The sequence below is a fragment of the Halomonas sp. 72 genome (assembly GCF_052379785.1).
Lineage (GTDB): Bacteria > Pseudomonadota > Gammaproteobacteria > Pseudomonadales > Halomonadaceae > Vreelandella > Vreelandella citrativorans.
On the sequence record NZ_JBQSYY010000005.1, the window covers coordinates 51,012 to 62,876 of the forward strand.

Below are 11,865 nucleotides of genomic sequence, written 5' to 3' on the forward strand. Positions count from 1 at the left end.
ATATCAAATGCTGGCAATTTGCCAGGCACGGGTATTAAAGCGTGCAGGAAACACAGCCTTCCACTTCAGTACCTTCCAGCGCGCTTTGGCGCAGACGAATGTAATAGAGCGTTTTAATACCTTTTCGCCACGCGTAAATCTGCGCCTTATTGATATCACGCGTTGTCGCAGTGTCCGGGAAGAACAGCGTCAATGAGAGCCCCTGATCAACGTGCTTGGAAGCCTCAGCGTAGGTATCAATAATCTTCTCAGGGCCAATTTCATAAGCGTCCTGGAAGTAATCAAACGTGGACTCGCTCAAGAACGGCGCAGGGTAATAAGCACGCCCCAGCTTGCCTTCTTTACGAATCTCGATCCTGGCCGCTACCGGGTGGATACTTGAGGTCGAGTGGTTAATATAGGAAATAGAGCCCGTGGGCGGCACCGCCTGCAAGTTGCGATTATAAAGGCCGTGGGCCATTACCGAAGCCTTGAGCTCCTGCCAGTCCTGCTGAGTAGGCAGCGTGATGTCGCTACGCTCGAACAGGCCGCGTACTTTATCGGTGCGTGGCAGCCACTCCTGGTCGGTATATTTATCGAAGAACTCGCCCGTTGCATATTTGGAGTCTTCAAAGCCTGCAAACGTATCGTTATGCTCAATCGCCAAGCGGTTCGATGCGCGGATGGCATGAAAGGCGATGCAGTAGAAATACAGGTTGGTAAAGTCCAACCCCTCTTCAGAGCCATAATAAATGTGTTCGCGAGCCAGGTAACCGTGCAGGTTCATCTGACCAAGACCAATAGCGCGTGACTTGGCATTACCTTCGGCAATAGAGGGTACGCTACGTAGATTGCTCATTTCAGAAACCGCGGTTAACCCGCGAATGGCGATCTCAACGCTTTCGCCAATATTGCCGGCGTCCATTACCTTGGCGATGTTCATCGATCCCAGGTTACAGGAGATATCCTGCCCCATTTGGCGATAGCCAAGATCATCGTCGTATTCGGTAGGTGTGTTGACCTGCAGAATTTCCGAGCACAGGTTACTCATATTGATACGACCAGCAATCGGGTTCGCCCGGTTGACCGTATCTTCAAACATGATGTACGGGTAGCCCGACTCAAACTGCAGCTCTGCCAGTGTCTGGAAGAATGCCCGCGCATTGATTTTGTGCTTACGGATGCGCGCGTCCGCGACCATCTCATGGTATTTCTCGGTAACGCTGACGTCGCCAAACGGGACGCCATAAACACGCTCAACGTCGTAAGGCGAGAACAGGTACATATCGTCATTACGCTTGGCAAGCTCAAACGTAATATCCGGAATCGTCACGCCCAGCGACAACGTTTTAATGCGGATTTTCTCGTCAGCATTTTCACGCTTGGTATCCAAAAAGCTCAGGATATCGGGGTGGTGCGCATTCAGATAAACCGCGCCAGCGCCTTGGCGAGCACCCAGCTGGTTCGCATAGGAGAAGGCATCTTCCAAGAGTTTCATGATCGGGATAATACCCGACGACTGATTTTCAATACGCTTGATGGGTGCGCCGGACTCACGGATATTGCTCAACAAAAAGGCAACACCGCCGCCCCGCTTGGAAAGCTGTAGCGCTGAGTTAATCGAGCGACCGATCGACTCCATGTTGTCTTCAATACGCAGCAAGAAGCACGATACCAACTCACCGCGCTGCTGCTTGCCGCAGTTCAGGAAGGTAGGCGTCGCTGGCTGGAAACGACCGCTGATTATTTCATCAACCAAGGATTTTGCCAGCGCTTCATCGCCGCGCGCCAGGGTCAGTGCCACCATGCATACGCGGTCTTCATAGCGCTCAAGGTAACGCTTACCGTCGAACGTTTTTAGCGTATAGCTGGTGTAGTACTTGAAGGCACCTAAAAAGCTTGGAAAACGGAATTTGTAGGCATACGCCTGCTCAAACAACGCTTTAACAAAAGCGAAGCTGTATTGGCCGAGCATCTCCGCTTCGTAATAGCCCTCTTCCATCAGGTAATCGAGCTTTTCTTCCAGCGAGTGGAAAAAGACGGTGTTCTGGTTAACATGTTGCAGGAAGTACTGACGTGCTGCTTCACGGTCTTTATCCAGCTGTAGCTCACCGTTGGCACCGTACAAATTAAGCATCGCGTTTAGCGCGTGGTAATCCAAAGTACGCGCTTCGGAAGCTCCCGTAGCCGGCCGTTTGGGTTCAGCCTGGTTTTTCGTGACTAGGTTTGTCGTTTCCAAAACTCTTCTACTCCTTTGCGAACCTTGGCCACGTCATCGTCGGTGCCAAATAATTCAAATCGATACAGCAATGGCACACGGCACTTTTCTGCAATAACGCGACCAGCCAGGCCATACGCATCACCAAAATTAGTGTTACCGGCAGCAATGACGCCGCGAATAAAGCGTCTATTCTGCTCATCGTTAAGAAAGCGAATAACTTGCCCTGGCACCGCACCTTTTGCCTCGCCGCCCCCGTAGGTGGGCGTGATTAATATATAAGGTGCTGTGGCATGTAGCGTCGGTTCATCACGCCCTAGCGGAAGACGCTGTGCGGCCAGACCAAGTTTTTGTACAAAACGATGAGTGTTACCTGATTTGGTGGAGAAATAAATTAGGCTGCCGACCTGGGGTGTTGCAGCGGCGGCGTCCACCAACATAGCAATTTTACGCCAACGCTTGGATACGGTCCGGGCGGAAACCCGACCAGTGATCATCACCAGCAACGACCACTGGAAGCTGGCGGTAGCCAAGGGCTTCTACTTCTTGCTGGGCACCTGACTCAGCGGTGATATCAATAACGGTATACGCTAGACCCTGTTTATCCAGAGCACGGTAGGTAGCAGTACACTGAACACAAGCAGGCTTGCTATAAATCTGGATTGCCATGGTCATTTTCCCCTTTTCATAGCGGTATTTTTCGGGCAGAGCATATCTAGTACCTCCCCCCCTCTGAAGACATCACACATACTATATATAGACCATGGGAAAATCAATTCAAGCATATATAGTATTTTTTCATCCACAGGTTATTGACAGCTCATGCCCAGCCTACGGTCTGGAAACAAAAAAACCGCCCCACAGAGGGGGCGGCATTGTGCAGGCGCCAGCGGCTGGCATCCTGCCCGACATAGCGCTAAATTAAGCGATAGCAGCCTGATAGCGACGCTCTACGTCTTCCCAGTTAACGACGTCGAAGAACGTAGCAACGTAGTCAGGACGCTTGTTCTGATACTTCAGGTAGTAGGCGTGCTCCCATACATCCAGGACGAGCAGCGGCGTGTTGCCGTGCATCAACGGGTTATCCTGGTTCAGCGTATTTTCAACAACCAGCTTTTTCGCGGGAGTCACGGAGAGCCATGCCCAGCCGCTACCAAAACGACCTACGGCTGCCTTTTTGAACTCTTCCTTGAAGGAGTCCAGGCCGCCTAGTTCGCTATCAATAGCATTGGCAACATCGCCCTGAGGCTGACCACCACCGTTCGGCGACATCATTTGCCAGAACATGGAGTGGTTGGCATGGCCGCCGCCGTTGTTAATAACCGCTTGACGCTTGGCTTCCGGCACACGGTCCAGGTTTGAGACGAGCTCTTCAATCGCAACGTCCTCAAGGCCTGTGCCCTCAAGTGCAGCGTTGAGGTTATTGACGTACGTTTGGTGGTGACGCGAGTGGTGAATTTCCATGGTCATCGCATCAATATGCGGCTCGAGTGCGTCATAAGCGTACGGCAGTTCGGGAAGTGTATGTGCCATATTATCATCTCCTTGAGTGGCTTGCGTTGCGTTCATCATGATAGGTGTGGTCAGCCCACACCTTTTTCAACCGCTTTGGCGGCACTTTCTCACATTGCCCGTACTTTAGCCAACTACGGGCAGTTTATCTAATTTACTCTCCTAAAAAAGCCGGCTTTTAATAAGCCGGCTTGGGTAAACCAAGTCAATCCAGAAACGCCTTACAGCTTGCTCTCAAGTTCAGGCAGAATCTCGAACAAATCGCCTACCAGACCATAGTCCGCTACTTGAAAGATCGGTGCTTCATCGTCTTTATTAATCGCGACAATGACCTTGGAGTCTTTCATGCCCGCCAAATGCTGAATGGCGCCCGAAATACCTACGGCAATATAGAGATCAGGTGCCACGATCTTGCCGGTTTGCCCGACCTGCATGTCGTTAGGAACAAAGCCTGCATCTACCGCTGCCCGTGAGGCGCCTACGGCCGCCCCCAGCTTGTCGGCGATACCGTCCAGCAGCTTGAAGTTCTCGCCATTGCCCATGCCGCGGCCGCCTGAAATAACCACTTTGGCGCCACCCAGCTCGGGTCGGTCGGACTGTGCAAGTTCTTCTTTAACAAAGCTTGACTGGGTATTTTCAACCACCACATCGACCGCTTCTAGCGTAGCGCTGCCGCTGCTGGCAACGGCATCAAACGCGCTGGAGCGTACGGTAATTACTTTCAGCGCATCATCACTTTTCACGGTGGCGATGGCGTTCCCCGCATAAATGGGACGCAGGAAGGTGTCAGCGCTCTCAATGCCAATGACGTCGGAAAGCTGGCTAACATCTTTTAGGGCAGCCAAACGCGGCAACACATTTTTACCGGTTGTGGAGGCGCTCGCCAGCACATGGGTGTAACCACTGGCTAACTCCACCAGCAGCGCGCCCATGGGCTCAGCCAGTTGGTAAGCGTAAACAGCGTTATCTGCAACCCGCACCTTGCTGACGCCATCAAGCTTGGCGGCTGCTTCAGCGGCAGCCTGGACGCCCTCTCCAGCCACCAGAACGTCAATATCGCCACCGATGGCTTTGGCGGCAGCTACCACGTGAGCGGTGGCGCTGGCGAGTTGGCCGTCATTGATATCGGCAAGTACCAAAATGCTCATTAGATCAGCTCCTTTCAAAGCACTTATCTTGAAGAACTTATCTCAAAGAACTTTTCTTAAAGAACTTTGGCTTCGTTTTTTAGTTTATCGATCAATTCATCCACCGACGCAACCTTAATACCGCCTTTACGTTCTGCCGGGGACTCGACTTTCAAAAGGCTTACCCTGGATGCCACCTCAATGCCGTAATCGGCAGGGGTTTTGACGTCCATCGGTTTCTTTTTAGCCTTCATGATATCCGGCAGCTTGGCGTAGCGTGGCTCGTTCAAGCGCAAATCGGTTGTCACAATGGCAGGCAGCGTCAGCGCAACAGTCTGCAAGCCGCCATCGATTTCACGGGTAACGTTAACCGTATCACCATCAATGGCCACTTCTGAGGCGAACGTGCCTTGCGGCAAGTTGGTTAAGGCAGCCAGCATCTGGCCCGTCTGGTTATTGTCGGTGTCGATCGCCTGCTTACCCAGGATGACCAAGCCGGGCTGCTCTTCGTCAACCACCTTGGCCAGCAACTTGGCAACTGCTAGCGACTCAACTCGCTCGTCGGTTTCGATGTGAATAGCGCGGTCAGCACCCAGCGCCAGCGCGGTACGCAGCTGTTCCTGGGCGGCTTTGGGGCCAACGGTGACGGCCACCACTTCAGTAGCAACGCCCTTCTCTTTTAGGCGTACCGCCTCTTCCACCGCAATTTCGCAGAAGGGATTCATGGCCATTTTGACATTGGTAAGATCAACGTCAGAGTGATCTGCTTTGACGCGGATTTTGACGTTATAGTCGATGACGCGTTTAACCGCGACGAGTACTTTCATAGGTTCCTCGCTTGGCTGGTGGCAAAAGCCGTTAACCAAAGTCGGCACCCGCCCAGCGGACACCGCTTATAAAAGAGTCAGCCTCGCCATACGCGATGACGATGCCGAAGAGATTCATGCAAGCGTTTGATAGGCACGCAGTTACAAAACCTTGTTAATTTGCCACAGCCTGCCCAATGGCAACAATACCCATTCGCTACCGCTATAGTCGAACAATCACCAAACAGGGCTACGTTTGGGCCACTGAGCATGAAACGCGCTTTTAGCATCGTAGGCGTGACCTGACCACGGTATTATGCCTATCATGGAGCATAACCAGAAGCAAACGACCGTTTTATATTAAGGCCGTGTTTTTATAAGGCACTGCACTTATGAGAATAAGGAGAGACCAGGTGGAAAATGTTGAACGCGACGTCATGGACTTTGATGTAGTGATTGTAGGCGCGGGTCCTTCTGGGCTTGCCGCTGCCTGCCGCCTGATGCAGCAAGCAAATGAAGCCGAACAAGAACTGACCGTTTGTGTCGTGGAAAAAGGCTCTGAAGTCGGTGCGCACATTTTATCTGGCGCGGTGTTTGAGCCACGGGCGCTCAATGAACTCTTTCCCGACTGGCAAGAGCGTGGCGCCCCTTTGAACACTCCCGCCATTCGCGATGATGTTTACCTGCTCAAAGATGCCCAAAAGGCACAGAAGCTGCCCAATTCGCTGGTCCCCAAAAGCATGCACAATACCGGCGGTGATCAAACGCGCTACGTGATCAGTGCTGGTAATCTGTGCCGCTGGCTTGCCGAGCAAGCTGAAGCGCTGGGTGTTGAAATTTTCCCCGGCTTCGCCGCCCAGGACGTCATTATTGAAGAAGATGCCGTACGCGGCATTTTGATAGGCGATATGGGCGTCGCCGCTGACGGCACGCCGAAAGATGGCTATATGCCGGGCATGGAGCTGCGTGCCAAATACACGCTGTTTGCTGAAGGCGCGCGTGGTCATTTAGGCAAACGCTTAATCAAGCATTTTTCCCTTGATGCTGGACGCGACCCGCAACACTACGGCATTGGCCTAAAAGAGCTCTGGGACGTTCCCGCTGACAAGCATGAACCCGGGCTTGTGGTTCACGGTTCTGGCTGGCCGCTGGATAAAGATACCTCTGGGGGCTGGTTCCTGTATCACGCTGAAAACCAGCAGGTAGTGGTTGGCCTGATTATGGATCTTTCCTATCAGAACCCCTGGCTTTCGCCGTTTGATGAATTTCAGCGCATGAAGCATCACCCGGCGCTTAGCCAATATCTGGAAGGCGGTAAGCGTGTAGCTTACGGCGCCCGAGCGCTCACCAAAGGAGGTTTTAACTGCCTGCCTAAAATGACGTTTGCAGGCGGCCTACTAATTGGCTGTGATGCAGGAACCCTTAATTTCTCCAAAATCAAAGGCCTGCATACCGCCATGAAGTCAGGCCTGGTGGCCGCTGAAAGCGTTTTTGAAGCCCTAAAAGCAGGTGATGAAGGCGCGCAAGAACTGGCTAGCTTTACCCAAAAGTGGGAAGCCAGCTGGGCTTACGAAGAGCTTAAAGAAAGCGCAAGCTTTGGACCCGCCATGCATAAGTACGGCACCGTGGGTGGCGGCGCTTACAACTTTGTTAATCAGTTGCTGGGCAACAAGCTGCCCAATGTTCACGACACGACCACTGATTACGGCGCTCTAAAACCGGCGGCTGAGTTTGAAAAAATCAATTACCCCAAGCCGGACGGAAAGCTCTCGTTTGATAAGTCCTCTTCGGTGTTTCTCTCCAACACCAATCACGAAGAGGACCAGCCGTGCCACCTGCACCTGGACGATCCTGACATTCCGATTAAGCACAACTTACCCAAGTATGCCGAGCCGGCCCAGCGTTACTGCCCTGCAGGCGTGTATGAAGTGGTAGAGGATGATGCTGGGCAGCCACGTTTTCAGATCAACTTCCAGAACTGCGTGCACTGCAAAACCTGTGACATTAAGGACCCGGCCCAGAATATTACCTGGGTAGCGCCTGAAGGCGGCGGCGGGCCCAACTATCCCAATATGTAAGCTGTAAACAGCAGGCGCCAAACAGAGCCACTTGCACCGCCTAACCGTTAGGCGGATTGCACAGGTGGCTCTAATCGCTCAATGGGTGCGCGGCGAGCAATTAAACGTCGCCTGCCTGCTTGAACAAAACGCACATCAATGACCGGATCAGAGGGATTACCTTCTACCGAGGCAATCTCTCCCTCACCAAAAACGGCGTGATGCAGCCGCTGTCCGGGGTAAAAGTGCTCCCCTGGCGCATAAGCGGCCTGGGGCTCCTTCACCTCGGGCGCCGTTAACGTAATATCGTCACGCCCTAACCGCTCAAGATAGCGTTGTACAATCGCTGGCGAAGCCGCCCGTAACACAGCGCTTGTGGGCTCGCTCTTCGCTAGACACTCGGCAACCTGCATGCTGTCCTGCCATGCGCTTTCAGCAATAAAGCGACTTGGACGATGCGAGCCACCATCGTGCATAACCAGAAGCTGCTCTTCTGCGCGAGTAATCGCGACATAAAAGAGTCGGCGTTCTTCTTCAAGGCGCTCATCGCTCAGTGGCGTATCCCGGCTATAATGCGGGAAGTCTTCCTCATTGACGCCGGCGACTACCACAAGCGGCCACTCCAACCCTTTGGCACCATGCACGGTTGAAATCAGGACACCCCCGGCCTGGTTTTCAACCGGACGCTCTAATAACGCTATAAAGGCGTCCGGATCAGGCACGCTTTGAGCCTGTTCGATCAGCACATCCAAAAGGCGGACGTCCTCTTCGCCTTTATCCCGCCGGGCTGCGGCACGCTTTAGCGTTTTTTCAGCGTCGATGCTTTCCACCACATGGCTAAGTAATTTAGCGGATGGCCATGCACGTAGCCGGGGAAGCTCACACAATAACGCCCAGCGTTTTTTTAACGTACGCCGTTGAAGCGGCTTTAGCTCAGTAAGCACGGGGTCATGCCGTTCTGGCCACTCTTGCGTAGTGGCCAACTGGTAGGCCAAGCGCTGTAGCCGTTCCCGCGCGACAAAAGGCGTTGGCTGAGAGAGCAGTAACAGCAAGTGTTCTGGGTCGTGGAGAAGCTCAGGACGGCGAGATAGCTTTAAGTAACCCACTAACGCCTGCACCAACGGTAAGCGAAAAACAAAACGATCTTCACGCAGTAAGCGAAAGGGGATGCCGGCCTGCAATAACGCCAGCTGGAACGGTACGGAAAGTGCCCAACTGCGCACTAACAGGCTGACCTGGTGAAAAGCGCGCCCCTGCGCACTCCAATCCATCAAGGTATCCAGCAGGACAGCACTTCCCTGCCCGACCGATACCCGCGTATGCGGATTATTTGCCGCCGCCAAACAGAGCTGATCGGGGCGTCGTTGATTGGCAACAATCGCATGATTCGCGGTTAACGCCAGCGCATGCCCATGGCGAAACGTCGTTGATAGTGGGTAATCGGTGGGCCGCCCGAAGGTCGCGGTAAAATCCTCCAGCATGGTGTCCGGCCGCGCACCACGCCACTCGTAAATGCACTGATTAGCATCCCCTACCGCCATAACCGCCGCCGTGCTACCCGCCAATACCGCAAGGAGGCGTTGCTGCGCCGCGTTGATATCCTGATACTCATCAATAATGACGTGGTCCAAAAAGCCTTCCACGCGCTGGCGTAGCGTAGCGTCAGCTTCCAGCGCCTGGAGCGGCCGATACAGCAAATCGGCGTAGGTCATAAGACCTTCATCCGCGAGCATTCGCTCTGCTTCGTTAAACGCGCTGGGGAAGTAATCAGTGTCCGGCTCGTAGTTAAGCCGCTCATAAAGTGCTTGAGGTTCGGCCATTTCTGCTTTGACCAGATTACAAAAATGCGCCAGCGCCTCCAGGCGCTCGCCCTCAATGGCCGCATCGCGCCGCTCAACGCTTTCACGCAGCACATGTAAACTGGCCTGGCGAAGCAAGCGCTCCAACTGCCAGTCAGCCGACAGCAATCGGCGTGGTGCCAGCACTCCCCAACGGCACAGACTTTGGGTTAATCGATGCCCCAGCGAGTGAAAAGTACGCACCGCAGGCAGCGCCTGCCCGGAGGGGGACATGCTTACCAAGCGTTGATGAAAATCATCCCGTGCTGAGCGGTTAAACATCAGTATCAGCATCCGCTTGGGCGCAACCCCACCGGCCAGCAGATGCAGCACTCGGGCTGCCATGGTGGTGGTTTTACCCGCACCGGCGACTGCCGCTACTCTGGCATGGCCGTTTTCATGATGGACAACAGCGTGTTGTTCTGCGGTTAACTTCACAAAGCCTCACTCGGTGCGCCATTATCGCCGCCAGCGGCGTCCTCAGCATCCACACAGCCGAGTGGAAACCACTCACCGGCACTCCACACACCGACTTCACACTGGCCATTAGCCAGTGTTTTCATACTTGCTGCATCAACCAGTTGATAAAACACATGGCGATGTAATCGGGCGGATAACCCATACCGGACAGCAATTTCCGGCAGCATCTCGCCACCTTGAGTCTCGCTGAACGCTAGAGGGTGTGTCGCGTCAAGGCGCACGACATCTTCAAACTGGGTCGTAAACCACCAGGCATCCTCATGAAAGTCGGCCTCAACAGCCACAAAAGGCAAATCGTCCACCTGGAGACACCAGCGCTCAACAGGCGTCACCAGGCAGTAGCCTTCCGGGTCGTGGCGCAACAGCGAGGATAGCAAACGCGCAACATCAGGGCGGGCAAACGGCTGCCCTTCGTGTAACCAGGTGCCGTCTGCTTGAATCACAATATTGATATCGCCAGACAGCGCTGGCTGCCATTGATCCACAGGCGGAATAGTGGCCACACTTTGACGCTGCTGCAGGAGTCGATCAATATTCATTGCATCCGCCTTGCGCTAATACCGCTTAACGTGAAGACACGAGCCCAGACTGCGCCAGGGCCTGTTTAACATGCGCAGGCGCATCGGGCACGGCTGCTTTAAACAGCTGAAAGAAGTTGGCCGTCGCTTGCATGGCCACTTCATCGACGCTGATGCCCCGCGCTTTGGCGATGCACTCTGCCACCTCAACAACCCACGCAGGTTCGTTGGGTTTGCCACGGTAAGGCACAGGGGCCAAGTAAGGACTATCGGTTTCAATAAGCAGACGATCCAGCGGCAGTTGGCGGGCCAATTCACGCAGCGACGCCGCGTTATTAAAGGTAATAATACCGGACAACGAAATATAGAAGCCAAGCCGCACCGCTTCACGCGCCATGTCCAAGTCTTCCGTAAAGCAGTGGAGCACACCACCGACGCGTGGATCGCTATATTCTCGCAACAAGGCAAGCGTGTCTTCCTTGGCTTCCCGGGTATGCACGATAACGGGCAACTCAAGCTCGCGGGCAGCGATCAAGTGCTGCTTAAAGCGCTCATACTGCACCGCAACCGGCACGCTTTCCCGATAGTGATAATCTAGCCCGGTTTCACCAATGGCAATGGCGCCGTACTGCTCTGCGGCTTCTTGAATATCACTCGCCACTGGCTCTTGCACAGGCGTATGCAGCGGATGAAGGCCCGCAGAAATAGCGACGTCGCTATGCTCACGAGCAATCGCAGCGAGCCCTGGCATATCCTCAAGGCTCACTGAAATCGCCAAAAACTGGCTAACGTTTGCAGCTCTAGCCGCGTTTAGCGTGGCGGCGATATCACCACCATGCGTGTGCTCCGACAAACGATCCAAATGACAGTGCGAATCAACAAACATGAACGTCTCATCAACCAAAAAGAGAAATAAAAAGGCGGGATAACGCTAAAGCGTCAATGAAGGAGCCGTATGATCATCAGCTTCCAGCAGCATTTCGATGTGCTCGCGCAGAGCGCTATCCTTAAAGCTAAAGTGAACGCCAATTCCCGCAACGCGCTGACTACTTATCTCGTCAGGCGATACCCATACGACATCACCCAAAACCGTCAGGCGCTCACACTCACCTGGCAACGTGAGCAATAAAGTGACCTGATCACCCAGCGCATAGGGCGTTTTAGTCGGTACAAATAGACCTCCACGCTCCAAAAACGGCATATAAGCTGAAAATAGCGTAGACGCATCAGGCACGGTGAGGGCAAGGGCTTTTTGAATACTCATATCAACCTCGCTCGCCGGTAAATCCATGACCACCATCGTAACGACATGACTAGAAGGTGATGGTTG

The 11,865-nt window shown here is 53.7% G+C and carries 11 protein-coding genes; 1 reads left to right on the forward strand and 10 read right to left on the reverse strand.

Annotated elements, in window-relative coordinates; all coding sequences use genetic code 11:
• Positions 1-34 precede the first annotated feature (34 nt).
• The 6 genes from nrdE to ACT3T6_RS07085 form a co-directional block, all read right to left on the reverse strand.
• A complete protein-coding gene (gene nrdE, locus ACT3T6_RS07060) occupies positions 35-2,218 on the reverse strand; it encodes a class 1b ribonucleoside-diphosphate reductase subunit alpha (protein WP_253926942.1) in 2,184 nt (727 codons plus the stop codon).
• The gene (gene nrdI / locus ACT3T6_RS07065; RefSeq protein ID WP_172116387.1) at positions 2,200-2,637 is read right to left on the reverse strand and encodes a class Ib ribonucleoside-diphosphate reductase assembly flavoprotein NrdI; all 438 of its coding nucleotides are present in this window, start codon (positions 2,635-2,637) and stop codon (positions 2,200-2,202) included. The genes nrdE and nrdI overlap by 19 nt, the downstream gene beginning before the upstream one ends.
• A 7-nt stretch (positions 2,638-2,644) precedes the next feature.
• A complete protein-coding gene (nrdH, locus tag ACT3T6_RS07070; protein WP_087109257.1) occupies positions 2,645-2,866 on the reverse strand; it encodes a glutaredoxin-like protein NrdH in 222 nt (73 codons plus the stop codon).
• A gap of 252 nt (positions 2,867-3,118) precedes the next feature.
• A complete protein-coding gene (locus ACT3T6_RS07075) occupies positions 3,119-3,730 on the reverse strand; it encodes a superoxide dismutase (protein ID WP_193053757.1) in 612 nt (203 codons plus the stop codon).
• A 200-nt stretch (positions 3,731-3,930) separates the two neighbouring features.
• Positions 3,931-4,857 carry an electron transfer flavoprotein subunit alpha/FixB family protein gene (locus tag ACT3T6_RS07080; protein ID WP_172116385.1) on the reverse strand — a complete coding sequence of 309 codons (927 nt, stop codon included), beginning with the start codon at positions 4,855-4,857 and terminating at the stop codon, positions 3,931-3,933.
• A gap of 56 nt (positions 4,858-4,913) precedes the next feature.
• Entirely contained in the window at positions 4,914-5,663 is a 750-nt protein-coding gene (locus ACT3T6_RS07085) for an electron transfer flavoprotein subunit beta/FixA family protein (RefSeq protein WP_192526376.1), read from the reverse strand.
• Between the two features lie 392 nt (positions 5,664-6,055).
• On the opposite strand from ACT3T6_RS07085, the gene ACT3T6_RS07090 reads away from it, so the two are divergent.
• Positions 6,056-7,720 (forward strand): electron transfer flavoprotein-ubiquinone oxidoreductase, encoded by a 1,665-nt coding sequence (locus ACT3T6_RS07090; protein ID WP_192526375.1) that lies wholly within the window; start codon positions 6,056-6,058, stop codon positions 7,718-7,720.
• Between the two features lie 47 nt (positions 7,721-7,767).
• On the opposite strand, the gene ACT3T6_RS07095 is transcribed toward ACT3T6_RS07090, so the two are convergent.
• The 4 genes from ACT3T6_RS07095 to ACT3T6_RS07110 are packed head-to-tail and all read right to left on the reverse strand — an operon-like array spanning position 7,768 to position 11,799.
• The gene (locus ACT3T6_RS07095; protein ID WP_193053758.1) at positions 7,768-9,975 is read right to left on the reverse strand and encodes an ATP-dependent helicase; all 2,208 of its coding nucleotides are present in this window, start codon (positions 9,973-9,975) and stop codon (positions 7,768-7,770) included.
• Positions 9,972-10,556, reverse strand: coding sequence for a DUF1285 domain-containing protein (locus tag ACT3T6_RS07100; RefSeq protein WP_193053759.1), 585 nt, complete (start codon positions 10,554-10,556; stop codon positions 9,972-9,974). The genes ACT3T6_RS07095 and ACT3T6_RS07100 overlap by 4 nt, the downstream gene beginning before the upstream one ends.
• A 25-nt stretch (positions 10,557-10,581) precedes the next feature.
• A complete protein-coding gene (locus ACT3T6_RS07105) occupies positions 10,582-11,421 on the reverse strand; it encodes a TatD family hydrolase (protein WP_193053760.1) in 840 nt (279 codons plus the stop codon).
• 45 nt (positions 11,422-11,466) lie between these two features.
• A complete protein-coding gene (locus ACT3T6_RS07110) occupies positions 11,467-11,799 on the reverse strand; it encodes a PilZ domain-containing protein (RefSeq protein ID WP_193053761.1) in 333 nt (110 codons plus the stop codon).
• Positions 11,800-11,865 lie beyond the last annotated feature (66 nt).